This window comes from Paenirhizobium selenitireducens ATCC BAA-1503 (assembly GCF_000518785.1).
Lineage (GTDB): Bacteria > Pseudomonadota > Alphaproteobacteria > Rhizobiales > Rhizobiaceae > Allorhizobium > Allorhizobium selenitireducens.
In genome coordinates this window covers 80,604-105,208 of sequence record NZ_JAEG01000011.1, presented here as the reverse complement: position 1 = coordinate 105,208, position 24,605 = coordinate 80,604, and the positions used below count along the sequence as shown (strand labels likewise).

The window sequence follows — 24,605 nt, the reverse complement described above, 5'->3', positions numbered from 1 at the left end:
GCCGGTAAGCGAATGAATCGCTTCGATATTTTGAGATTTTCCACGATGTCGTCGACCGCCCCCCCGAATCCTATCCACCGTGCTGCAGACTCTCGCTGAATCGAGCGTTCGCTTGTGGATGGGGTTTAATGCTTGATAGTCACAGACTCTTAGAAATAGAAGAAGATTCAATTATCTTTTCTTTATTTAAGAGGGCTGACGCCTTGAGCGCTACCGAACGGAAAATCCTCGAAGTCCTGAGTGGCAAGACCATCACGCCGCCACCGATCTGGCTGATGCGGCAGGCAGGGCGCTATCTTCCGGAATATCGTGAGACGCGGGCCAGGGCCGGAAGCTTTCTCGATCTGTGCTACACGCCCGACTTCGCTGTCGAGGTAACGCTGCAGCCGATCCGCCGCTACGGCTTTGACGCTGCCATCCTGTTCTCGGACATTCTCGTCATTCCCGATGCGCTTCAGCGCAATGTCCGCTTCACCGAGGGGCATGGACCCCAGATGGATCCGATCGATGCGGATGGTATCCGCAAGCTCGCGTCGGATGGCTTCATGGCGCATCTGGAACCGGTGATCGAAACGGTTCGACGGCTGCGCAAGGAATTGCCGAACGAGACGACGCTGCTGGGCTTCTGTGGCGCGCCCTGGACGGTGGCCACCTACATGATCGCCGGACACGGCACGCCCGATCAGGCCCCTGCCCGGCTGTTTGCCTATCGTCATCCGGAGGCGTTCGAATATCTTCTCGATGTGCTCTCGGATATGTCGGCCACCTATCTAGTCGCCCAGATCGACGCTGGCGCCGATGCGGTGCAGATCTTCGATTCCTGGGCCGGCGTGCTCGGCGAAGTGGAGTTCGAGCGCTATTGCACAAGGCCGATGGCGCGCATCATCGCTTCGGTCAAGGCGCAGAGGCCGGCTGCAAAGGTCATCGCCTTCGCCAAGGGCGCCGGCTATCTGCTGCGCGATTATCGCCAGAAGACGGGCGCCGATGCGATCGGGCTGGACTGGGCGGTACCGCTCGATTTCGCCGTCGAGCTGCAGAAGGACGGCCCGGTACAGGGCAATCTCGATCCGATGCGCGTCGTCGCCGGCGGACGGGCGCTGGAGGAAGGCATCGACCGCATTCTGGAAAAGCTCGGCCATGGACCGCTGATCTTCAATCTCGGCCATGGCATCACGCCGCAGGCCGATCCCGCGCATGTGACGGTGCTGGTCGATCGCGTGCGAAGCTTCGGGAGATAGGGTGATGGAGCGGCAGACAAGCGCTGCGGCCGGCCGCAAGGCGGCGGTCAAGGCGGGAATGGCGGTCCTGTTCTTCGGCGCGCTTGCGCTGGCCATCGCCGTTTTCGGTGCCGATGCTGCCTATCCCTGGATCAAGGCGCTGCATGTCATCGCGGTCATCTCGTGGATGGCGGGTATGCTCTACATGCCGCGGCTGTTCATCTACCACGGGGATTGTGAACCCGATTCGGATCAGGCCCGCACCTTCAGTGTGATGGAAGAACGTCTGCTCAAGGTGATCATGGGCCCGGCCATGGTGGTTTCGTGGCTGCTCGGTCTCTACATCGCCTGGACGGTGTTCGGATTCCAGGGCGGCTGGCTGCATGCGAAGCTGGCGGCCGTGCTCGCTCTTTCCGGGGTGCACGGTTTCTTTGCCAAATCGGTGCGGTCCTTCGGGCGGGGTGACTATGTCCGCGATGCGCGCTTCTGGCGACTGATGAACGAGGTCCCGACGCTTCTGATGATCGTCATCGTCATCCTGGTGATCGTCAAGCCGTTCTGAAAACTCCCGGACGGCAGGCGCTCCGGCATTATTTTTGCCGGATTCTGCTTTTCCCTTGCGGTCGAAAGGCTGAATCGCTATTTTCGCGGCATCTCATCTTCTCGGCGTGCGTAACATTCCGTCATTTGCGACATTCGCGATCGTACTGAATTCAACCAGCACGCCTCCCCCAAAAAAATAAAGAACGTGGTCCTTCTTCATGGCTGAAATGAAGCTACAAGAACTCAAAAGCAAATCGCCGACCGATCTCCTGACATTTGCCGAATCCCTGGAAGTCGAAAACGCCAGCACGATGCGCAAGCAGGAGCTGATGTTCGCGATCCTCAAGATGCTCGCCAGCCAGGATGTCGAAATCATCGGCGAAGGCGTGGTCGAAGTTCTGCAGGACGGCTTCGGTTTCTTGCGCTCGGCCAATGCGAACTATCTTCCGGGTCCGGACGATATCTACATCTCGCCCTCGCAGCTGCGTCGCTTCTCGCTGAAGACCGGCGATACGGTCGAAGGTCCGATCCGTGGGCCGAAGGAAGGCGAACGCTACTTCGCCCTGCTCAAGGTCAACACGATCAATTTCGAGGATCCGGAAAAGATCCGTCACAAGGTGCATTTCGACAACCTGACGCCGCTCTATCCGAACGAGCGCTTCAAGATGGAACTCGACGTTCCGACGTCGAAGGATCTGTCCGCTCGCGTCATCGACCTGGTCGCGCCGCTCGGCAAGGGTCAGCGTGGCCTGATCGTCGCGCCGCCACGCACCGGTAAGACCGTTCTGCTGCAGAATATCGCCCATTCGATCACGGCGAACCATCCGGAATGTTATCTCATTGTCCTGCTGATCGACGAACGTCCGGAAGAAGTGACTGACATGCAGCGCTCCGTGCGCGGCGAAGTCGTTTCCTCGACCTTCGACGAGCCGGCCGTGCGCCACGTTCAGGTCGCCGAAATGGTAATCGAAAAGGCCAAGCGCCTCGTCGAACACGGCCGCGACGTGGTCATCCTGCTCGATTCGATCACCCGCCTCGGTCGCGCTTACAACACGGTTGTGCCGTCGTCCGGTAAGGTCCTGACCGGCGGTGTCGACGCCAACGCGCTGCAGCGCCCCAAGCGCTTCTTCGGCGCCGCGCGTAACATCGAGGAAGGCGGCTCGCTGACGATCATTGCGACGGCGCTGATCGACACCGGCAGCCGCATGGACGAAGTCATCTTCGAAGAATTCAAGGGTACCGGCAACTCGGAAATCGTGCTGGACCGCAAGGTCGCCGACAAGCGTATCTTCCCGGCGATGGATATCCTCAAGTCGGGTACCCGCAAGGAAGACCTGCTTGTTCCGCGCCAGGATCTGCAGAAGATCTTCGTGCTGCGGCGCATCCTCGCGCCGATGGGCACCACCGATGCGATTGAGTTCCTCATCGACAAGCTCAAGCAGACCAAGAACAACGGTGACTTCTTCGATTCGATGAACACCTGAGCTGCGACTTGCCGGCTGTCTATGAATTTTGATCGAGCGGCGGTTCACACCGCCGCTCGATTCGCTTCCGTATCGAACTCCGCAATCGGATATGAGGTCGATAGCCATGCGCTTGCCCGTCCGGGAAACGATCTTTGCCCTGTCGTCCGGTGCCCTGCCCTCAGGGGTCGCCATTGTGCGCGTCAGCGGTGCGTCGGCGGGCGCCATCTGCCGGGAGTTGGCGGGAGATCTGCCTGCGCCTCGCCGTGCAGCCTTGTGTTCGATTCGCTCCCGCAACGGTCTGATGCTGGACCAGGCTCTGGTGCTGTGGTTTCCAGCACCCCACTCGTTCACCGGCGAGGATTGCCTCGAGCTGCAGCTTCACGGCGGTCGGGCGCTCGTCCGCGCAGTGCTTGAGGAACTGGGTTCCTTTGACAATTGCCGCATGGCCGAAGCTGGCGAGTTTTCCAGGCGCGCCTTCGAGCACGGTAAGCTCGATCTGGTCGAGATAGAGGGTCTCTCCGACCTGCTGGTGGCGGATACGGAGATGCAGCGCCGTCTGGCCGTCGAACAGAGTTCGGGCCACCTGTCGGCCATCTATGAGGCCTGGCGCGGCAAGCTGATCGACGCCCGGGCACTGATCGAGGCTGAACTCGACTTTTCCGATGAAGGGGACATCCCCGGTGCCGTATCCGACCGTATCTGGGGCGATATGCGGGCCTTTCTTGCGGAGCTGGAGAAGGCCCTGGAGGACCTGAAGACCGGCGAGATCATCCGCGATGGCTTCAAGGTCGTCATCGCCGGCCGTCCGAATTCCGGAAAATCCAGTCTTCTCAATACTTTGGCAGGAAGAGATGTCGCCATCGTGACCGAATACGAAGGTACCACACGCGATATCCTGCATTGCGAGCTCGATATCGGAGGTTATGCGGTTCACTTCTATGACACGGCCGGCATCCGTGAGACCAGCGAGCCCATCGAGCGGGAGGGGATTCGGCGCGCGCTTGGCAAGATGGAAGAGGCGGACCTTGTTCTGTCGCTTGCCGAATCGACGTCGCCGGATGATTTTGTCGATGTGCCGGAGGGTATGGACGTCATTCAGGTCTCCACCAAGGCAGACCTGCTGACCGATTCGGATACGAAACCGAAAACGGATACGCTGATCTCCAGTGCGACGGGTTATGGGATTGCCGATCTCAAGGCTCGCGTGCTTTCTCGCGTGGAAGACAAGGTCGGAACGTTTTCCCTTGCGATTCCGAGCCGTCTGAGGCATGGACAGCAACTTCGCGACGCAATCGAGGAAGTCCGACAGGCAATTGAGCGAAATGACCTTGGCCTGGAGATCCGCGCGGAGCATCTACGCCGCGCGTCGGACGACCTCGGGCGGATCACCGGGCGGATCGATGTAGAGATGCTGCTCGGGAAGATCTTCTCGGAATTCTGCGTCGGCAAGTGATTCACGTGAAACAACGCTGCCGAAACGGACGACGCCTGCGTCGTTCCTGAACGGTGGAGGAAATGAAAATGACAGGCGAATCCTTTGACGTCGTCATCATCGGCGGTGGTCATGCCGGCTCCGAAGCCGCAAGCGCGGCAGCGCGCATGGGCGCGCACGTCGCGCTGATCACACACCGTGCCGACACCATCGGCGTCATGTCCTGCAATCCGGCGGTCGGCGGCCTTGGCAAGGGCCACCTCGTGCGCGAAATTGATGCGCTGGACGGGATCATGGGCCGCGCCGCCGATCTTGGCGGCATACAGTTCCGCATGCTCAATCGGCGCAAGGGCCCTGCGGTCTGGGGCCCCCGGACCCAGGCGGACCGCAAGCTCTATCGCAACGCAGTCCAGGCCGTGCTCGCTGAACAGCCCGGGATCTCTGTCATCGAGGGTGACGCTGTTTCGTTCGGCCGCGACGCCGCTGGAGCGTTAAGCTCCGTAGGCTTGGGCGATGGCCGGGAAATCCCATGTAGGGCGGTGGTTCTGACCAGCGGTACATTCCTTCGGGGTTTGATCCACATCGGGGACCGCAAGATTCCGGCGGGACGCGTTGGCGAGCCCCCTTCCCTTGGGTTAAGTGCGGTGCTCCGCGCGGCCGAGCTTTCCATGGGGCGGTTGAAGACCGGCACGCCCGCAAGGCTCGACGGAAAGACCATCGACTGGTCCTCGCTTGACAAGCAGGAAGCCGATTCGGATCCGATACCATTTTCCTTTATGACGGATCGCATCGAGACACCGCAGATCAGTTGCGGTATTACGCGCACGACGGATGCGACCCATAAGGTCATTCGCGACAATATTCATCGGTCGGCCATGTATTCTGGACAAATTGAAGGCGTCGGCCCTCGATATTGTCCGTCGATCGAAGACAAGATCATGCGTTTTGGCGACCGGGACGGTCATCAGATCTTCCTGGAACCTGAAGGGCTGGACGACGATACTGTCTATCCCAACGGAATTTCTACATCGCTTCCGGAAGAGGTGCAGGATGCCTATATCCGCACCATACCCGGTCTGGAAAAAGTGCGCATTTTGCAGTGCGGCTATGCCATCGAGTATGATTACGTTGATCCGCGCGAGCTGCGACCGACTCTGGAGGTGACGAAGTTGCCCGGTCTGTTCCTGGCGGGACAGATCAATGGAACCACGGGGTATGAAGAGGCGGCCGCGCAGGGGCTTGTAGCGGGGATCAACGCGGCCCGCCTGGCCGGTGGCGGTGAAGGCGTGGTGTTCAGCCGTACGCAGTCCTATATCGGCGTGATGATCGACGATCTGACAAGCTCCGGGGTGACAGAGCCCTATCGGATGTTTACCTCGAGAGCGGAATACAGGCTTACGTTGCGTGCCGACAATGCGGACATGCGGTTGACCCCTTTGGGGATGGAAATCGGCTGCGTTGGCAGCGCTCGGGCCGAGCGTTTCTCCGTCTACCAGGCGCAGCGGCTTTCGGTCTACGAACGGCTGGAATCCGTCACCGTAACCCCGAACGAGGCCGCGGGCGCTGGGATTGCCGTCAATCAGGATGGAAAGCGCCGCTCGGCACGGGAGCTGCTGTCCTATCCTGACGTCGACTGGGATCGGCTCTGCCGTTTGTGGCCGGAGTTGGGTGACGTGCCGGAACGCGTTGCCGCGGGCGTTTCTATCGATGCGCTTTATGCCGGCTACATTGAACGGCAAACTTCGGACATTGTTGATGTCCAGCGGGAGGAGGACCGGCGAATCCCGCTGGATTTCGATTACGGCGCACTTCCCGGTCTTTCCAACGAGTTGAAGCAGAAACTCGGCGCGGCGAAGCCGTGGTCCGTGGCTCAGGCCAAGAAGATCAATGGGATGACCCCTGCGGCAATCTCCCTGCTGATTGCTCATCTGCGCAAGAACGAACCATTTCGCAAGACAGGATGAGCATGAAGGCGCATGACATCGGGATAAACGTTTCACGTGAAACCCTCGAAAAACTCGAACGTTTTGCGAGTCTCTTCCAGAAATGGGCGGCGACCATCAATCTGGTGGCTCCCTCGACCAAGGCCGATCTCTGGCAGCGCCATATCGCCGACAGCGCCCAGATCTTCAAAATTGCTCCGGACCCGAAACATTGGGTCGATCTTGGCAGCGGTGGCGGCTTTCCCGGCATCATCACTGCCATTCTCCTGACGGAGAGCGGGCGAGGCTGGGTCGATCTTGTCGAAAGCAACAACAAGAAGGCGAGTTTCCTACGGATGGCGATTGCGGAAACCGGCGCACGTGCCGCCGTGCACCCGGTCCGCATCGAGGAAGCGCAAACGAAATTGCTGGATTGTGACGCGATTTCAGCGCGCGCTCTCGCGGATCTGAACCAGCTTCTGGCGTTTTCCGAGCCATGGGCGCAACGCAATCCGTCCCTGCGCTGTTTCTTCCACAAAGGTCGGGATTACCAGACGGAAATCGATAAAGCGCGTGGTGGCTGGGACTTCGATCTGTTAATACACAGAAGCGCCATCGAGACCGACTCCGTGATACTGGAGCTGGCGAATGTGCGGCGCAGAAGTCAACCAGCGCAAGGTGCGGAATGACTGTCGAGAAGAACCGGATCATTACCATTGCCAACCAGAAGGGTGGCGTCGGCAAGACGACCACCGCCATCAATCTGGCTACAGCGCTTGCGGCGATTGGAGAGCGGGTGCTGATCGTCGATCTGGACCCACAGGGCAATGCCAGCACGGGCCTGGGGATCGACCGCCGGGACCGCAAGCTGTCTTCCTATGACGTCCTGATCGGCACTCACTCGGTGGCCGAGGCGGCGCTGGAAACGGCGGTGCCCAATCTTGCCATCGTGCCGTCGACACTCGATCTGCTTGGTTTCGAGATGGAAATTTCCCAGCAGGCCGATCGTGTCTTCCGGCTGCGGAAGGCGCTCAATACGGATGAGGCGCGCCGCTTTAGCTACGTTCTCGTCGATTGCCCGCCATCCTTCAATCTGCTGACCATGAATGCCATGGCCGCGGCCCATTCCGTCCTGGTGCCGCTGCAATGCGAATTCTTCGCGCTCGAGGGCCTCAGCCAGTTGTTGGAGACCATTAGCCAGGTTCGCCAGACGGTTAATCCGACGCTCGATATTCAGGGCATCGTGCTCACCATGTTCGACGCGCGCAACAATCTCGCGCAGCAGGTTGTCAATGATGTGCGCACGCATCTGGGTGAGAAGGTCTATGCGACCCTCATTCCACGAAACGTTCGGGTTTCGGAAGCGCCCTCCTATGGCAAGCCGGCGATCCTCTACGATCTGAAATGCGCCGGCAGCCAGGCCTATTTGCAACTGGCTTCCGAGGTCATCCAGCGGGAAAGACAGCGCAAGGCAGCGTGATTGCCTGCGTTAATAAGTTATGGAGTATAATGTATGAGTGACGATCTTTCCAAGCGGCGGCTTGGCCGGGGATTGGCTGCGCTGATCGGTGAAATGGACCAGCCCTTGCCGGTCGGCGAGAGCCGGCCGAGCGTCAATCCTGACCGCACCGTGCCGATCGAGTTCGTCGCTCGCAACCCGAAAAATCCCCGCCGCTACTTCGATGAGGCGGAACTTCAGGATCTGGCCGGTTCGATCCGTCAGCATGGCATCGTCCAGCCGGTGGTCGTGCGCACGCGCGAGAAGGGTCGCTTTGAGATCATAGCCGGCGAACGACGCTGGCGGGCGGCGCAGCTTGCGGGTTTGGTCGAAATCCCGGTTATCGTCCGCGACGTGGATGACCGCACCGCGCTCGAACTGGCGATCGTCGAGAACGTCCAGCGCGCCGACCTTAATCCGCTGGAAGAAGCGCTCGGCTATGAGCAGCTGATCGCCGAACACGGTTATACGCAGAACGATCTCGGCGAGATCATCGGCAAGAGCCGCAGTCACGTCGCCAACAGCCTTCGCCTGCTGAAGCTGCCGGAACCGGTGCGCGACATGCTGGCTGAAGGAAGCCTGTCGGCGGGCCATGCGCGGGCACTGGTCTCGACGCCGGATCCCGTCACGCTCGCCAAGACGATCGCCGCCAAGGGGCTTTCTGTACGCGATGCGGAAAAGCTCGCCCAGACCCATATCAAGGCGCAGAACGCGCCTCCGGCCGAACCGCGCGAGGCCAAGGATTCCGATACTGTCGCTCTTGAGCGCAGCCTGGCGGATCGCCTGGGCCTGGCGGTTGCGATCAACCACAAGGGCAGCGGCGGGCAGATCAAGATCGCCTACAAGACCCTTGAGCAGCTGGAAGAGATCTGCCGCCTTCTCGAAGGCCGTGGCTGATGGTCGTCAGGCGCGACGGTTGCGTCGCGCCGATTGCAGTGTGGTCGAAAGCAGCGTCTGCATGGCCAGATTATCCTCCAGAGCCGCCTTCTGACGCGTCTGCAGGATGGTCGACTGGATGCGGCTCGCCTCGCGGCCCAGGTCCCTGGACGTCCAGTTGCGCAGGGCCCGTTCGATAATCGGCTTGCGGCGGAAATGAATGCCCCGTCCCAGCGTCTGCATCACCTGGCCCGCCTGCTGCTGACGCTCTTCCATCTCGATCCGCATCAGCTCGAGCTGCTGGAACTGACGCATGCACGACTGCAGGACGAGAAACACCGGCGTCTTCGAGGTGACGATCTTCTGGATCGCGTGGAGGAAGGCGTCGGGCTCGCCGCTCAGCACAGCGTCAACCACCTCGTCGGTCGAAATTGCGCTCGCATCGCCGATGATGTCCGTGACATGCTGCTCATCGATCATCGGTTCATGCAGGCAGTAGAGCAGCAGTTTGCGGATCTCGTTGCGGGAGGCGATGCGGTCGCCACCGAGCGATTCCGCCAGCAACTCGCGGGCAGCAGGGGTAATGCGTTGCCCGCCTGCCGATAGTTCCGTGTCGATCAGCGCGTTGAGCGCCTTGGCGTCGTCCTGGTAACAGGGAATGATCGCCACGGTGCGCGACGGTTCCGCCGCCTTGCGCAGCGCCGAGCCTTTCTTCAGGTCGCCGGCCTCGATGATGACCGTGCAGTTCTCCGGAGGCTTTTCAGCCATGAACTGCAGGCCGTCGACCAATGCTTTCTCGTTGGCCGCGCCGCGGATCCACACGAGCTTGTCGCCGCCAAACAGGCCAAACGAGTTGACCTCATCCATCAGCCGCCCCGGATCGCTGGTGATATCGCCGACATCGAGGCGGATCAGGGCAAAGCTGTCGGAAAGATCGATGCCGGTGGTGCCGGCAATCTGCGACGCCCGCTCGGCGACGAGGCCGCGGTCGGGGCCATAGATTACGAAGATACGGTAGAACCGCACCGACTTCTGCAGAAAGCCTTCGAATTCGTGGGATTTGACTTCCGTCATCGCTCGGGCGCCCTCAGCGCCCGAGAACCATGGCGAGATCGGCGCGGATCAGTTCGGCAAGCTCGCGGGCAGCGCGGTTCTCTGCGTCGCGCACGGCTCGGAGCTTGGCAAACTGCTGCGTCGGGAAATCGACCAGGGATACCGCCTGGCGATGTCCTGCCTTGAGCACTGTGCCGTCCGCCACCCGCTCCAGCGTATAATCCGCGGAAACGGTGATGCGGCCGGCCGTGGCTGTGTCGGAAGACTGCTCGAGCAGCACGCCGGTGACGTCGGATTCGACCTTGAGATCGACCCGGTACTGCGGCGTTGCCGGTTCCCCTGCCCCTCCGCCAGTCATGAAGACGAGCTGATTGCGCACTTCCAGTTCGACGCGATCATCAGCATCCGAATAGGCGATCGCGCCGAGATTTTCGCGCGTCGCTGCGGTGTCGTCGTAGAGCGGACGCACCTGGCATGAAGCCAGGAGCGTCGTCAGGCCGAGGCAAAGCAGCAGGCTGGTCCGGCGAACCGGTACGCGGACGGGGTCAGACGACAATGTTCACAATCCTCAACGGAACGACGATGATCTTCTTCGGAGCCTGCCCGTTCAGGGCAGCTTTCACGGTGTCGAGTGCGAGAACCGCGTTCTTCACCGCATCTTGATCCGCGTCGCGGCTGATTGTCAATTCAGCACGCTTCTTGCCGTTGACCTGAACCGGCATGATGACCTCGTCAAGCTGGACCAGATCGGCCTCGAAAATGGGCCAGGCGGCCTTTGCGACCAGGCCCTCCCGACCGATAACCCGCCAGCATTCTTCCGCCAGGTGCGGCGTCATCGGGCTGATCAACTGGATCAGGATCTCGGCGGCATTCTTGACGGCGGCGACCATTGCCGCATCGGCCTTGCCGCTGGCGACGTCCGTGAGTGGTCCGGCGAGCGCGTTGACGAGTTCATAGATGCGGGCCACAGCCTTGTTGAAGGCCAGCTTGTCGTAATCGCCCTGAACGGCGGCGAGTGTCCGATGCGCAGCCTGGGATACGGCAAGGGCAGCGCCCTCTTTAGCCGGATTCGCGGCAACCGGGGACATTGCCTCGGAGGCTTCCGAAATCAGGCGCCAGACGCGCTGGACAAAACGATGCGCTCCCTCAACGCCGGCCTCCGACCAGATAACGTCGCGATCAGGCGGCGAGTCGGACAGCACGAAGAAGCGGGCGGTGTCGGCGCCATAGGAGGCGATGATGTCATCCGGGTCGACGACGTTCTTCTTCGACTTCGACATCTTCTCGATCGAGCCGATCGTCACTTCCTCGCCGGTTTCGAGCAAGACCGCGCGCCGCGCGCCATCGACCTCGTCGATGCGAATTTCGGCCGGAGCCACCCACTGGCCGTGCGCGCCCGAGCCCAGCTTGTAGGTCTCGTGCACGACCATGCCCTGGGTGAACAGACCCTTGAAGGGTTCGCTCAGGTTCACGTGGCCGGTCTCGCGCATGGCGCGGGTGAAGAAGCGCGAATAGAGCAGGTGCAGGATCGCATGCTCGATGCCGCCGATATACTGGTCGACCGGCAGCCAGTGGTCGGCGATCGCCGGAACGGTCGGCAGATCCTCGTGCGGGGCGGTAAACCGGGCGAAGTACCAGCTCGAATCGACGAAGGTGTCCATCGTGTCCGTCTCACGACGGGCATCCTTGCCGCATTGCGGGCAGGCCACGTGGCGCCAGGTGGCATGGCGGTCGAGCGGATTGCCGGGCACGTCGAAGGTCACGTCGTCGGGCAGCTTGACCGGCAGGTCCTTCTTCGGCACGGGAACGACGCCGCAGACCTCGCAATGGATGACCGGGATCGGGCAACCCCAATAGCGCTGGCGGGAAATTCCCCAGTCGCGCAGGCGGAACTGCACCTTGCGTTCGCCCTGCGGCATATTGCCGAGGGTCTTCGCCGAGAGTTGGTCGGCGACCACCTTGAAGGCCTCTTCCGTGTCCAGGCCGTCGAGGAAGCGCGAGTTGATCATCACGCCGTCGCCGTCATAGGCCGTGTCGCCGACCGTAAAGGTCGCCTCATCGCCGTCCTTCGGCATCACCACCGGCACGACCGGCAGGTCGTATTTGCGGGCGAAATCGAGGTCGCGCTGGTCGCCCGACGGGCAGCCGAAGATCGCGCCCGTGCCGTAGTCCATCAGGACGAAATTGGCGACATAGACCGGCAGCTCCCACGACGCGTCGAAAGGATGGCGAACCTTGACGCCAGTATCCATGCCCTTCTTCTCAGCCGTCTCCAGCGCGGCCAGCGACGTGCCCGCGCGGCGGCACTCGTCGCAGAAGGCGGCGATCTCGGCATTGCCTTCGGCAACCGCCTTGGCCAGCGGATGGTCGGCGGCGATCGCCAGGAAGGAGGCGCCGAACAGCGTGTCGGGACGGGTCGTGTAGACGGTGATCTCGGAATGTCCGGCTGGGGCTTCGCCGGCAATCTCCCAACGCAGCGTCAGGCCTTCCGAGCGGCCGATCCAGTTCTTCTGCATCAGCCGCACTTTTTCCGGCCACTGGTCGAGCGTGTCGAGCGCGTCGAGCAGGTCCTGGCTGAAGTCGGTGATCCGGAAGAACCACTGGGTCAGCTCGCGCTGCTCGACGAGCGCGCCGGAGCGCCAGCCGCGGCCTTCGATGACCTGTTCGTTGGCCAACACGGTATGGTCGACCGGGTCCCAGTTGACCTTCGACTGCTTGCGGTAGACCAGGCCCTTCTCCATCATGTCGAGGAAGAGGTACTGCTGGCGGTGGTAGTATTCGACGTCGCAGGTAGCGAACTCGCGCGACCAGTCGAGCGACAGGCCCATCGACTTCAGCTGGCCCCGCATGGTGGCGATGTTCTGGTAGGTCCATTCCTTCGGGTGGACCCTGTTCTGCATGGCGGCGTTTTCCGCCGGCATGCCGAAAGCGTCCCAACCCATGGGGTGCAGCACGTTGTAGCCGCGGGCGCGCTTGTAGCGCGCGACCACGTCGCCCATCGCATAGTTGCGCACATGACCCATATGGATGCGGCCCGACGGATAGGGGAACATCTCGAGGACGTAGTACTTTTCGCGCTTGTCGTTGTTGTCGGTAACGAAGACGCCTGCTTCGGACCATTTCGCCTGCCAGCGTGGCTCGGCATCGCGCGGATTGTAACGTTCGGTGGCCATATTTCGCATTTCCGGAATAGCTAGGAAGGATGCGCCGACCTTCACCACGAAACCGGCCAAGCGTCAAGTTTTCGAGGCCATTGCGGCGATTTGCCAGTCGCTGTTAGAAGGCATGATGTAATCATCGTTTCGGACGTGCTTGCCTTGCAGCGAAGGCCCGGGCGATGATGCTCCTGATGACAGACTATGGATGGATACAGGCATGACGATCGAACAGAGACTGGCCGATGTGCGCACACGGGTGAACAAGGCTGCGGCCGAGGCGGGTCGTGAGCCGGATTCCGTCCAGCTGGTCGCGGTTTCCAAGACCTTCGACGCCGAGCATATCCGTCCCGTGATCGCCGCCGGACAGCGGATCTTCGGCGAGAACCGTGTACAGGAGGCGCAGGGCAAATGGCCTGAACTGAAGCAGGAGACAGGCGGTATCGAACTGCATTTGATCGGTCCGCTGCAATCCAACAAGGCGGCCGACGCTGTGGCCCTGTTCGATGTCATCGAGACGGTCGATCGGGAAAAGATCGCCCGGACCCTCTCGGACGAGGCAAAGCGCCAGGGCCGTACGCCGCGCTTCTATGTGCAGGTCAATACCGGGCTGGAACCGCAGAAGGCGGGGATCGCACCGGACGATGTCGCGGCCTTCCTCACGCTGTGCCGGGGCGAAATCGGCATGGCCGTCGAAGGCCTGATGTGCATCCCGCCGGCAGACGAAAATCCCGGCCCGCATTTCGCGCTGCTGGCCAGGCTCGCGGCGGAGAACGGCGTGGACAAGCTGTCGATGGGCATGTCCGGCGATTTCGAGACGGCCATCGGCTTTGGCGCGACCAGCGTCCGGGTGGGTTCGGCGATCTTCGGTTCGCGCTGATCGCACGCGTTCATAGGATTTGCGCTGTCCCTGCCCGCCACCTCGGCGGGCATACCGCTTTCGTCTCACTTTCCTAATGCCCGCCCGGTCCTTAGTATTGCGACAAAACTGTCAATAGTCTCGCGTCGCATCGGGAGGAATTCATGCAAGGCAAGTATCTGGAAACCTATCAATCGTGGATGGGTGATCCCGAGGCATTCTGGACCGCTCAGGCGGAAAAGCTGGACTGGTTCAAGCCCGCCGACAAGGTGTTCGATGGAGAGGCCGGCGTCTATGGGCGCTGGTTCGCGGGCGCAGAGACCAATACCTGCCACAACTGTCTCGACCGCCATTCGGCCTCCGGCCGCGGCACGCAGAAGGCCATCATCTACGACAGCCCGATGACCGGGGCGAAGCAGAGCTTCACCTATGACGAGGTGCTGATCGAGGTCAAAGCGATCGCCGCGGTGCTGAAGAACCATGGCATCAGCAAGGGCGACCGCGTCATCATCTACATGCCGATGATTCCGGAAGCCGTTTTCTCCATGCTGGCCTGCGCCCGCATCGGCGCTATCCATTCCGTGGTTTTCGGCGGCTTCGCGGCCCACGAGCTGGCCACCCGCATCGACGACTGCAATGCCAAGGCCGTCATCAGCGCCAGCTGCGGGCTGGAGCCGGGCCGGGTCGTTCCCTACAAGCCGCTTCTCGACCACGCCATCGACATGGCCCAGGTCAAGCCGCAATATTCCTTCGTCCTGCAGCGCGACCAGCTGCATGCGCCGCTTCGCTACGAACATGGCGACGTCGATCTGGCGAAGGCCGTGGAAGTCGAGAAGGTCAACGGCACCGAGGTCGCCTGCGAACCCGTCGCCGCAACCGATCCGCTCTACATCCTCTACACATCGGGCACGACCGGCCAGCCGAAGGGCGTGGTTCGCGACAATGGCGGCCATATGGTGGCGCTCGCCTGGACGATGGAAAACATCTACGGCGTGAAGCCGGGTGAGGTCTTCTGGGCCGCGTCCGACATCGGCTGGGTCGTCGGTCATTCCTACATCGTCTATGGCCCGCTGCTGACCGGCAATACAACCATCCTGTTCGAGGGCAAGCCGGTCGGAACGCCGGATGCCGGCACGTTCTGGCGTGTCGTGGCTGATCACGACGTCAAGACGCTGTTCACCGCCCCGACCGCCTTCCGCGCCATTCGCCGGGACGATCCGGACGGCGAGTTCGCGCGCAAGCACGATACCTCCGGCCTGCGCGCCCTCTTCCTCGCCGGCGAGCGTGCCGACACGGAAACCATCAAATGGGCCGAGAAGATCCTCAATGTCCCGGTCATTGACCACTGGTGGCAGACGGAAACCGGCTGGCCGGTCGCCGCGAACCCAGCCGGTCTCGGCCTGCTTCCGGTGAAATACGGTTCGCCGGCCGTGGCCATGCCGGGCTATGCGATCGAGGTGCTGGACGATGCGGGTCATCCGGTGCCGCGCGGCACGCTCGGCAACATCGTCGTCAAGCTGCCGCTTCCGCCCGGCTGCCTCGTCACCTTCTGGAATGCCGACGAGCGGTTTCGCTCGTCCTGCCTCGAGGAGTTCCCGGGCTACTACAAGACCGCCGATGCCGGCATCGTTGATGAGGACGGCTATGTCTATGTCATGGCGCGCACCGATGACATCATCAACTGTGCCGGCCATCGCCTGTCGACCGGCGCCATGGAGGAAGTCTGCGCCATGCATCCCGATGTCGCCGAATGCGCGGTCATCGGCATTGCCGACGAACTCAAGGGGCAGATTCCCTGCGGTTTCCTGGTGCTGAAGCACAATGTGAATCGCGATTTCAAGGTGATCGAGCGGGAGATCGTCCAACTGGTGCGCGACGAGATCGGCCCGGTCGCCGCCTTCAAGAACGTGATGAAGGTCGAACGCCTGCCCAAGACCCGTTCGGGCAAGATCCTGCGCGGCACGATGCAGAAGATCGCCGACGGCATGCCGTGGAAAATGCCGGCGACCATCGATGATCCGGCGATCCTCGAAGAGATCACCGACGTGCTGAAGCAGCACGGCATGGCCAAGTAACGCTAAACAAAGAAAAGCCCCGGTCAGGCGACTGACCGGGGCTTTTTTCATGTCGTTCGGCGAGGATCAGAAGCGATCGTCGTCCTCGTCATCCGCGCGATCCGACTTCAGCGATTTCAGCTTGGCGAAGACGGCATTCGCGTCGATTTCCTTCTCTTCCTCGTCGCGGTAGCCGAGGTTGAGATGTTCGGTGTCGCTCGCTGCCTGCAGGGTGGCGCCGAGTTCGGCGGCGGTCGGCAGCGGACGGCCCTTGGAGGCCTTTTCCACTTCCATGTCGAGATCGATCTGGCTGCAGAGGCCGAGCGTGACCGGGTCCATCGGCGTCAGGTTCGTCGAGTTCCAGTGGGTGCGATCGCGAATCTGCTCGATGGTCGACTTGGTGGTGCCGACGAGGCGCGAGATCTGCGCATCCTTTAGTTCCGGGTGGTTGCGGACCAGCCAGAGAATGGCGTTCGGACGGTCCTGGCGCTTGGAGACCGGGGTATAGCGCGGGCCGCGGCGCTTGCTGTCGGGAACGCGCACCTTCGGCTCGGAGAGCTTCAGCTTGTGGTTGACATCCTTCTCGGCCCTGGCGATCTCGTCGCGCGACAGCTGGCCGGTGGCGATCGGATCGAGACCCTTGATGCCCTGCGCTGCTTCGCCGTCTGCGATCGCCTTCACCTCCAGCGGGTGAAGCTTGCAGAACTGCGCAATCTGGTCGAATGACAGCGCGGTGTTGTCGACAAGCCATACGGCCGTCGCCTTCGGCATGAGCAATGTCTGAGCCATGGAAACAATCCTTCTCTGCGTCCGCGCCGGGAGCCGCGGGCCGTGGGTCTCAACCACAATTTCCGGAAATCAAGCGCTATATAGCTCCAAAAGGGGAGGAATGCAATTCGTCTGCTTGAGAATGACCTTTGTCTAATTGCTGTAGCGTCTTTAGCTGCTATGAATGAGGCACAGAGGTCTCGGGAGGAGTGCCTGCGGCCTGTAGAATAGTTGGCGCGTCAACATGAGGAGGTGTTCATGTCAGCCAAGAAGTATCCGGTGCTCAAGTCGGCGAAGAGCCGTGCCCTGATCGACAAGGACAAGTACCTGAGATGGTACGAGGAAAGCATCGAAAACCCGGACAAGTTCTGGGACAAGCATGGCAAGCGGATCGACTGGTTCAAGCCCTATACCAAGGTGAAGAACACCAGTTTCAAGGGCAAGGTGTCGATCAAGTGGTATGAGGACGGCCTCACCAACGTCTCTTACAATTGCATCGACCGTCACCTGAAAACCCACGGCGAACGCACCGCGATCATCTGGGAAGGCGACAACCCCTATATCGACAAGAAGATCACCTACAACCAGCTGTATGACAATGTCTGCCGCCTGGCGAACGTGCTGAAGGACCAGGGCGTCAAGAAGGGCGACCGCGTCACCATCTACATGCCGATGATCCCGGAAGCTGCCTATGCGATGCTGGCCTGCGCCCGTATCGGCGCGATCCACTCTGTGGTGTTCGGCGGCTTCTCTCCGGACGCGCTTGCCGGCCGTATCGTCGACTGTGAATCGACCTTCGTCATCACCTGCGACGAGGGCCTGCGCGGCGGCAAGCCGGTTCCGCTCAAGGAAAACACCGACACCGCGATCGACATCGCCGCCAAGCAGTACGTGATCGTCAACAAGGTTCTCGTCGTGCGCCGCACCGGCGGCAAGATCGGCTGGGCGCCGGGCCGCGACCTCTGGTATCACGAGGAAACCGCCAAGGCGAAGCCGGACTGCCCGCCGGTCAAGATGAAGGCGGAAGATCCGCTGTTCATCCTCTACACCTCCGGCTCGACCGGCAAGCCGAAGGGCGTCGTGCACACCACCGGCGGCTATCTCGTCTATGCCTCGATGACGCATGAATACGTCTTCGACTACAAGGACGGCGAAATCTACTGGTGCACCGCGGACGTGGGTTGGGTCACCGGCCATTCCTACATCGTCTACGGCCCGCTCGCGAATTGCGCGACCACGCTGATGTTCGAAGGCGTCCCGAACTTCCCCGATCAGGGTCGTTTCTGGGAAGTGATCGACAAGCACAAGGTCAATATCTTCTACACCGCGCCGACCGCGATCCGTTCGCTGATGGGTGCCGGCGACCAGTTCGTCAAGCGCTCCTCGCGCTCGTCGCTGCGTCTGCTCGGCTCGGTCGGCGAGCCGATCAATCCGGAAGCCTGGGAATGGTATTACAACGTCGTCGGCGAGCAGAAGTCGCCGATCGTCGATACTTGGTGGCAGACGGAAACGGGCGGCATCCTGATTTCGCCGTTGCCGGGCGCGACCGACCTGAAGCCGGGTTCGGCCACGTTGCCGTTCTTCGGCATCAAGCCGCAGCTGGTCGACAACGAGGGCAACGTGCTCGAAGGTGCGACCGACGGCAATCTCTGCATCACCGACAGCTGGCCGGGCCAGGCCCGCTCGATCTACGGCGATCACCATCGCTTTGCCGAGACGTATTTCTCCACCTACAAGGGCAAATACTTCACCGGTGACGGCTGCCGCCGCGACGAGGACGGCTACTACTGGATCACCGGCCGCGTCGATGACGTGCTCAACGTGTCGGGCCATCGTCTGGGCACGGCCGAAGTGGAATCGGCACTCGTGTCGCACCATTTCGTCTCGGAAGCCGCGGTCGTCGGCTATCCGCATCCGGTCAAGGGCCAGGGCATCTACTGCTATGTCACGCTGATGGCGGAGCATGACGGTGACGACGCCCTGCGCCAGGAGCTGGTGAAGCACGTGCGCATGGAAATCGGACCGATCGCGACGCCGGACAAGATCCAGTTCGCCCCCGGCCTGCCCAAGACCCGCTCCGGCAAGATCATGCGCCGCATCCTGCGCAAGATTGCCGAGGACGATTTCGGCGCGCTGGGCGATACCTCGACGCTGGCCGATCCGGGCGTCGTCGACGACCTGATCGCCAACCGGCAGAACAAGATCGCCTGATCGGTCCTGCCACTGCAATCCGCAAGGCCTCTCCGCTCATCCGGAGGGGCCTTTTGCGTTCAGACCCTCAACAGCCGACCGCGCTGCGGATCTGGTCGACTTCGGCGCGCGAGTGGCAGATGTTTTCGCAAGGAATGCCGTCGCCGTCGGCATCAGCGCGGCGGTAGCCGCTGCACCACAGCTCCACCGCCTCGGCGCAGCTCGCCACCTGCTTGCAGGTGCGCCCTGCCGCAAGGCTGAGCGGAAAGTCCGACGCTGCCGCCTCGGCTTCGGCGGCCTCGGGCGGAAGGAGCAGGAGAGACAGAATCAGCAGCTTGGCAAGCGGGTTCGCGATGGGGCTCTCGACGGTTAATTCGGCAGAAGCGCGATTGAAGACGATGTGGTCATCCCTGTCCACCAACCATCGACAGCCGGCGCTTGTGCATGGCAGCTGCTCAGGAGCAAGCGGCGGCCTTCTTTCGTCCGCCCCGGTAGGGATCGACCAGACCGGCGGAGAGCAATGCCTCGGCCGGATCGCTGCCGTCGGCAAGCATGAGCGCCGCGACGACGCGGCCGTAATACTTGTCACCGGAAATGTCGGTGAGCGCGACGACGGGGGAGGCGTTCAGCAGGTTTGTGAGCGTCGACTGGGCCTGCTCCGCCGCACTGCGGATTGCCGGACAGCGCGATTTCAGTTCCGGCGCATCGATGCCGCGCAGCCGCACATAGGTCGTCACGTGATGGTCCGGCCACGGCATGGCGCTGACCAGCACCGTGTCTCCGTCGATCACCCGGATCAGTTCGGCTGCCACCGGGCCGGCGATCTTTTCGGCGGCGACGCTGGTCGGGCCAGCCAGGAGCGTGCCCAGCAGGGCCAGCAGAATGAAAGTCGTGGTGTGGGAAGGGTGATTGCGCATGAAGGGAACATATTCCTATCATGTGCGCGGATCAATAGGCTTTTATTCAGATCAGAAGTCGATCGCCCGACCCTTGATCTCCCAGTCGCCGAAGCGGGCCGGATCGGCGCCGCCTCGTCCGCCGATCTCGGGCGCAGGTTCGGCCTTCTGCTCGGCCCTCCGGCGTTCCTCCGCCTCGGCCAGGGCACGCTTCGCCGCCTCGGTCAGCGGCTTGCGGGGCAGCTGTTCGGCGGACGCCTGGTCCGGTGCGGTCTGCAGATTGTCGTTGTCAGCGTTTGCGCTCATGTCCGATTCATTCCGGCGATCATTGAAACTTGGCTTGGACAATTTACATCTAGTGCAGTCCGGCGCGCCAACCAAGCGGCGATCCGCCATTTGCGCCCAACGACGGAGACAAGCGATGAATTTCATGCGCACCGCCATGCTGCTCGCCTTCATGACGGCGTTGTTCATGGGGGTCGGCTACCTGATCGGTGGCCAGACGGGCATGCTGATCGCCTTCGTCGCCGCCGCCGGCATGAACTTCTTCTCCTACTGGAATTCCGACCGCATGGTGCTGTCCGCCTACCATGCCCAGGAGGTCAACGAGAGCACCGCGCCCGAATTCTACCGCATGGTGCGCGATTTGTCGGCCAATGCCGGCCTGCCCATGCCGCGTGTCTACGTCTTCGACAATCCGCAGCCGAATGCCTTCGCCACCGGACGCAACCCACAGAATGCGGCCGTTGCCGCCTCGACCGGCCTACTGCGGCGCCTGACGCCCGAGGAAGTCGCCGGCGTCATGGCCCATGAACTCGCCCATGTTGAAAACCGCGACACCCTGACCATGACCGTGACGGCGACGCTCGCGGGCGCCATCTCCATGCTGTCGAATTTTGCCTTTCTCTTCGGCGGCAATCGCGACGACCGCAACAATCCGCTGGGCTTCGTCGGCGTTCTGATCGCCATGATCGTCGCGCCGCTCGCCGCCATGCTGGTGCAGATGGCGATCAGCCGGACCCGCGAATACGCCGCCGACCGGCGCGGCGCGGAAATCTGCGGCAGCCCGCGTTCCCTTGCCTCCGCGCTTGAGAAGATCGCCGATGACGCCTCGCATATCGAAAACGACGATGCCGAGCGAAACCCGGCGACGGCGCATATGTTCATCATCAATCCCCTGTCCGGCCAGCGCATGGACAACCTGTTTTCCACCCATCCCAATACCGAAAACCGCATCGCTGCACTGCTCGATATGCCGGAAACCGGAGTTGGGGGATCGACGCGGCCCGAACGCACTGCTAATCCGCCCCGTAAATCGCGTTCCGTGCCGAATACCGGGTGGGGCCGCGGTGGCTCCGAACCACCTAAGGGACCATGGTCTTGAACGACGAAAAATCGCGCGGAAAATCCAGAAATGCGAAGCCGACCCGACCGGCCGGCGGCAGTTACAGGCCCGTCCCGGAACCGAAAGCAGGTCTGGATGCGCGAATTGCGGCGACCAAGATCCTCGGCGCCGTCGTCGACAAGAAGACGCCGCTTGACGGCATGCTGGACGCCGAGCATGGCAATCCGGCCATTCGCGAGCTTTCCGAGGCCGATCGCTCCCTGGTTCGCGCCATTCTTCATAGCGCGCTTCGCCATCTGCCGCGCATCGAGGCGATCCTCGACAGCCTGCTCGACACACCGCTGCCCGATGGCGCCCGTTCGCTCAAGCACCTGCTGATCGTCGCCGCCGCGCAGATGCTCTATCTCGACGTTCCGGACCATTCCGCCGTTGACCTTGCGGTGGAACAGTCCAACCGCGACCCGCGCAATCGCCGTTTTGCCAAGCTCGTCAACGCCCTTCTGCGCCGCATCGGCCGCGAGAAGGAAGCGCTGCTCGAATCGGTCGGCGCCCTGCCCTGCCTGCCGGGCTGGTTCCTCGACCGGCTGACGACCGTCTACGGCCGCGACGCGGCGCACGCCATTGCCGAAGCGCAGTTGCAACCGGCGGCGATCGACCTGACCGTCAAGCAGGAGGCCCAGGTCTGGGCCGACAAGCTGAACGGCAAGGTCCTGCCTACCGGCAGCGTGCGGCTGGAAAAATTCCGCGGTGCCATCCCCACGCTCGAAGGCTTCGACGACGGCGCCTGGTGGGTACAGGATGCCGCAGCCGCCATCCCGGCCCGACTTTTCGGCGATATCAACGGCAAGCGCGCGGCGGATCTTTGCGCCGCGCCGGGTGGCAAGACCGCGCAGCTGATCGCCATGGGCGCCGAGGTGACCGCCGTCGAGCAATCCCAGTCGCGCCTGAAGAGGCTCGAAGGCAATCTGGCCCGCCTTGGCCTGAAGGCAGACTGCGTGCTCGCCAGCCTGCTCGATTTCCACCCCGAAAAACCCTTCGACGCCATCCTGCTCGATGCGCCCTGCTCGTCGACCGGCACCATGCGCCGCCATCCGGACGTGCCGTGGACCAAGGGCCCGGCGGACATCGCCAAGCTTGCCGAGCTCCAGGAAAAATTGCTGCGCCACGCCCTGACGCTGGTCGGACCGGGCGGCGTTGTGGTATTCTCCAACTGCTCGCTCGATCCGCTCGAGGGCGAGGACATGGTCGCGCGCGTGCTAGCCGACAACCCCGATTGTCGGCGCGTGGCGATCGTTGCCGCGGACTGGCCGGGTCTGGAGGAAGCGATCACGCCGCTCGGCGAATTCCGCACCACCCCGGCCATGCTTGCCGACGAAGGTGGACTTGACGGCTTTTATGCCTGCGTCATTGCTAAAATTTAACGGAAATTTCACTAGAATTGTTAGACTTTGAAGGAATGCACACTCGCCGGCTCATCGAACGGGTGTTGCGGCGACGTGTTGACGGGCCCGGCCCGGTCATCGAGGCAGACGACGGAACGGATCAAGGCAGGGCAGCCGCAAGCGGCGTCCGCGCTGGACGGGATCCAGTGCCACGGCTTGGGAAGATGATGCGACTGACGCAACGCCAGAGGCTGGCCTATCTCTATATTGCCGAAACCTGGCGACGGATCGTCCGAGGTCTGGCGCAGCCGCGTGCCATGGCGATCGGCCTTCCCGGTTCGGCCGCCGGCCGGCTGATCGTCGCGCCGACCGATCTGCGCGCCATCGATCCTTTTGTCGCCGAAGAAATCTATGAGGGACGCTTTCCCCTGGCCGGCCGGGTCCTTGATGCCGGCAACCAGTCGCCGTTCCTCCTGGAATTGCCCACCTATCATTTCGCTGTCCGGCTCCACGCCTTCTCCTGGCTGCGCCATATCCGTTCCGACAAGAGCCCGCAGGCCTGTGCCAATGCCCGCGCCATCGTCGATGACTGGATCGAGCTGCACGGATCGCGGATCGGCGGCGTGGCCTGGGAAGCCGACGTCATTGCCCAGCGCATCATCGCCTGGCTTTCGCACTCGACCGTGGTGCTGCAGGATGCCGACAGCGGCTTCTACAAGCGTTTCCTGTCGAGCCTGTCTTTCCAGGTGCGCTATCTGAGGCGTTGCGCCCGGCACGCCCCGGCCGGCCTGCCGCGGCTGAGACTGCGCATCGCGCTCGCCATGGCGTCGATTTCGATGGAAACGCGCGCGTCGAGGATCCGGCGCGCGGCGCGCGAGCTCAATCGGGAGATCGATCGCCAGATCCTGCCGGATGGCGGCCATGTGTCGCGCAACCCTCAGGCCGCCGTCGAATTGCTGTTCGATCTTCTGCCGCTCAGGCAGACCTATATCAATCTCGGCCATGACGTGCCGGTGAAGCTGATTCCGGCGATCGACCGCATGTATCCGGCCATCCGCTTCTTCCGCCACCAGAGCGGAGATCTCGGCCTGTTCAACGGGGCGAGCTCGACCCTTGCCAATGATCTCATGTCGGTGCTGCGCTATGATGAGACGGCCGGTCAACCGTTCAAGGCCCTGCCCCATTCGCAATATCACCGGATGACGGCGGGCGGCACCGTGCTGCTGGTCGATACCGGCCTGCCGATCTCGTCGGATCTGTCCCGCGCGGCCCATGCCGGTTGCCTGTCCTTCGAACTGTCGTCCGGTCGCCACCGGTTCATCATCAACAGCGGGTCGCCGCGCTTTGCCGGCGAAAAGCTGAGGCAACTGGCACGCACGACCGCCGCGCATTCGACCGTCTGCATCGGAACGGCCTCGTCGGCGCGCTTCTCCGAATCCGATTATCTCGGCCCGGTCATGGTGGCCGGCGTCAGCAAGGTGGACGTATCGCGCCAGACCGGCCCGGACGCGAGTGACCGTCTCTGCGTCAGCCATGACGGATACCTGGCGAAGTTCGGCGTGCTTCACGAGCGCGAGATCCGCGTCAACGAGGCGGGCAACAAGATCGCCGGGCGCGACCGCTTCCTCAAGGCCGACGGCACGCCCTCGACCGAGCCGCCGCCGGAGCCTGCGGTCGCCCGCTTCCATATCCATCCGGCCATCACGCTCGAGCGGGTCGATGAACGCAAGGTCCGCATGCTGGCGCCGGATGGAGAGAGCTGGACCTTTTCCATCCCCTCCGGCGAACTGGCGATCGGCGACGATGTGTTCTTCGCCGACGCCTCGGGCGTGCGGCCGTCGAACCAGCTGGAGATCGCCTTCCAGGGGCCGGAAATACGCTGGTTTCTCGCCCATCACGCATAGAACTGTTCCATCGGCCGGGAAGCTGTGCTAGGCGGCGGCATCGCG

21 protein-coding genes are annotated in these 24,605 nt (G+C 62.4%); 14 read left to right on the top strand and 7 right to left on the bottom strand.

The genetic code is table 11. The annotated features are described in order from the left end of the window. The first annotated feature begins 203 nt into the window (after positions 1-203). From hemE to L867_RS0116265, 8 genes are all read left to right on the top strand, one after another. Complete coding sequence (gene hemE / locus L867_RS0116300; RefSeq protein ID WP_028737869.1) at positions 204-1,238, top strand: uroporphyrinogen decarboxylase; 1,035 nt, start codon at positions 204-206, stop codon at positions 1,236-1,238. Positions 1,239-1,242: 4 nt separating this feature from the next. After that, positions 1,243-1,779, top strand: coding sequence for a protoporphyrinogen oxidase HemJ (gene hemJ, locus L867_RS0116295; protein ID WP_028737868.1), 537 nt, complete (start codon positions 1,243-1,245; stop codon positions 1,777-1,779). Between the two features lie 199 nt (positions 1,780-1,978). Continuing rightward, positions 1,979-3,244, top strand: a complete 1,266-nt coding sequence (rho, locus tag L867_RS0116290) for a transcription termination factor Rho (RefSeq protein ID WP_028737867.1) — start codon at positions 1,979-1,981, stop codon at positions 3,242-3,244. A gap of 106 nt (positions 3,245-3,350) precedes the next feature. Beyond that, positions 3,351-4,679: a tRNA uridine-5-carboxymethylaminomethyl(34) synthesis GTPase MnmE gene (gene mnmE, locus L867_RS0116285; RefSeq protein ID WP_028737866.1), complete on the top strand. Its 1,329-nt coding sequence runs from the start codon at positions 3,351-3,353 to the stop codon at positions 4,677-4,679. A gap of 68 nt (positions 4,680-4,747) precedes the next feature. Beyond that, positions 4,748-6,622, top strand: a complete 1,875-nt coding sequence (mnmG, locus tag L867_RS0116280) for a tRNA uridine-5-carboxymethylaminomethyl(34) synthesis enzyme MnmG (RefSeq protein WP_028737865.1) — start codon at positions 4,748-4,750, stop codon at positions 6,620-6,622. A 2-nt stretch (positions 6,623-6,624) separates the two neighbouring features. Further along, entirely contained in the window at positions 6,625-7,269 is a 645-nt protein-coding gene (rsmG, locus tag L867_RS0116275; protein WP_028737864.1) for a 16S rRNA (guanine(527)-N(7))-methyltransferase RsmG, read from the top strand. Next, positions 7,266-8,060 carry a ParA family protein gene (locus tag L867_RS0116270; protein ID WP_028737863.1) on the top strand — a complete coding sequence of 265 codons (795 nt, stop codon included), beginning with the start codon at positions 7,266-7,268 and terminating at the stop codon, positions 8,058-8,060. Before rsmG ends, L867_RS0116270 begins: the two co-directional genes overlap by 4 nt. A gap of 33 nt (positions 8,061-8,093) precedes the next feature. Then, the gene (locus L867_RS0116265; RefSeq protein ID WP_028737862.1) at positions 8,094-8,975 is read left to right on the top strand and encodes a ParB/RepB/Spo0J family partition protein; all 882 of its coding nucleotides are present in this window, start codon (positions 8,094-8,096) and stop codon (positions 8,973-8,975) included. A 6-nt stretch (positions 8,976-8,981) separates the two neighbouring features. On the opposite strand, the gene holA is transcribed toward L867_RS0116265, so the two are convergent. The 3 genes from holA to leuS are packed head-to-tail and all read right to left on the bottom strand — an operon-like array spanning position 8,982 to position 13,180. Continuing rightward, positions 8,982-10,028 carry a DNA polymerase III subunit delta gene (gene holA, locus L867_RS0116260; RefSeq protein WP_028737861.1) on the bottom strand — a complete coding sequence of 349 codons (1,047 nt, stop codon included), beginning with the start codon at positions 10,026-10,028 and terminating at the stop codon, positions 8,982-8,984. Positions 10,029-10,041: 13 nt separating this feature from the next. Then, positions 10,042-10,563, bottom strand: coding sequence for an LPS assembly lipoprotein LptE (lptE, locus tag L867_RS0116255; protein WP_028737860.1), 522 nt, complete (start codon positions 10,561-10,563; stop codon positions 10,042-10,044). Further along, positions 10,553-13,180, bottom strand: a complete 2,628-nt coding sequence (leuS, locus tag L867_RS0116250) for a leucine--tRNA ligase (RefSeq protein ID WP_028737859.1) — start codon at positions 13,178-13,180, stop codon at positions 10,553-10,555. The genes lptE and leuS overlap by 11 nt, the downstream gene beginning before the upstream one ends. Positions 13,181-13,382: 202 nt before the next feature. Between leuS and L867_RS0116245 the strand changes: the two genes are divergently transcribed. Both L867_RS0116245 and L867_RS0116240 read left to right on the top strand, forming a co-directional pair. Continuing rightward, complete coding sequence (locus tag L867_RS0116245; protein WP_028737858.1) at positions 13,383-14,042, top strand: YggS family pyridoxal phosphate-dependent enzyme; 660 nt, start codon at positions 13,383-13,385, stop codon at positions 14,040-14,042. 143 nt (positions 14,043-14,185) lie between these two features. Beyond that, complete coding sequence (locus L867_RS0116240) at positions 14,186-16,096, top strand: propionyl-CoA synthetase (RefSeq protein WP_028737857.1); 1,911 nt, start codon at positions 14,186-14,188, stop codon at positions 16,094-16,096. A 66-nt stretch (positions 16,097-16,162) separates the two neighbouring features. Here the strand turns inward: L867_RS0116240 and L867_RS0116235 are convergent, their stop codons facing one another. Then, complete coding sequence (locus L867_RS0116235) at positions 16,163-16,864, bottom strand: DUF1013 domain-containing protein (protein ID WP_028737856.1); 702 nt, start codon at positions 16,862-16,864, stop codon at positions 16,163-16,165. Between the two features lie 237 nt (positions 16,865-17,101). Here L867_RS0116235 and acs point away from each other — a divergent pair, with 237 nt between their 5' ends. Then, positions 17,102-19,054 (top strand): acetate--CoA ligase, encoded by a 1,953-nt coding sequence (gene acs, locus L867_RS0116230; RefSeq protein WP_028737855.1) that lies wholly within the window; start codon positions 17,102-17,104, stop codon positions 19,052-19,054. A gap of 67 nt (positions 19,055-19,121) precedes the next feature. Here acs and L867_RS0116225 read toward each other — a convergent pair whose 3' ends face one another. Genes L867_RS0116225 through L867_RS0116215 form a run of 3 tightly spaced genes read right to left on the bottom strand, consistent with a single transcriptional unit; the run spans position 19,122 to position 20,235 of the window. Then, complete coding sequence (locus L867_RS0116225) at positions 19,122-19,451, bottom strand: excalibur calcium-binding domain-containing protein (protein ID WP_232363951.1); 330 nt, start codon at positions 19,449-19,451, stop codon at positions 19,122-19,124. Positions 19,452-19,488: 37 nt separating this feature from the next. Next, positions 19,489-19,950 carry a thermonuclease family protein gene (locus L867_RS0116220; protein ID WP_028737853.1) on the bottom strand — a complete coding sequence of 154 codons (462 nt, stop codon included), beginning with the start codon at positions 19,948-19,950 and terminating at the stop codon, positions 19,489-19,491. A gap of 51 nt (positions 19,951-20,001) precedes the next feature. Continuing rightward, entirely contained in the window at positions 20,002-20,235 is a 234-nt protein-coding gene (locus tag L867_RS0116215; RefSeq protein WP_037173638.1) for a DUF1674 domain-containing protein, read from the bottom strand. A gap of 115 nt (positions 20,236-20,350) precedes the next feature. Between L867_RS0116215 and htpX the strand changes: the two genes are divergently transcribed. The 3 genes from htpX to L867_RS0116200 all read left to right on the top strand — a co-directional run bounded on the left by htpX (position 20,351) and on the right by L867_RS0116200 (position 24,560). Next, the gene (gene htpX, locus L867_RS0116210; RefSeq protein ID WP_028737851.1) at positions 20,351-21,313 is read left to right on the top strand and encodes a zinc metalloprotease HtpX; all 963 of its coding nucleotides are present in this window, start codon (positions 20,351-20,353) and stop codon (positions 21,311-21,313) included. Continuing rightward, positions 21,304-22,695 carry an RsmB/NOP family class I SAM-dependent RNA methyltransferase gene (locus L867_RS0116205; protein ID WP_028737850.1) on the top strand — a complete coding sequence of 464 codons (1,392 nt, stop codon included), beginning with the start codon at positions 21,304-21,306 and terminating at the stop codon, positions 22,693-22,695. The genes htpX and L867_RS0116205 overlap by 10 nt, the downstream gene beginning before the upstream one ends. A 188-nt stretch (positions 22,696-22,883) precedes the next feature. Then, positions 22,884-24,560: a heparinase II/III family protein gene (locus L867_RS0116200; RefSeq protein WP_028737849.1), complete on the top strand. Its 1,677-nt coding sequence runs from the start codon at positions 22,884-22,886 to the stop codon at positions 24,558-24,560. Positions 24,561-24,605: the final 45 nt, after the last annotated feature.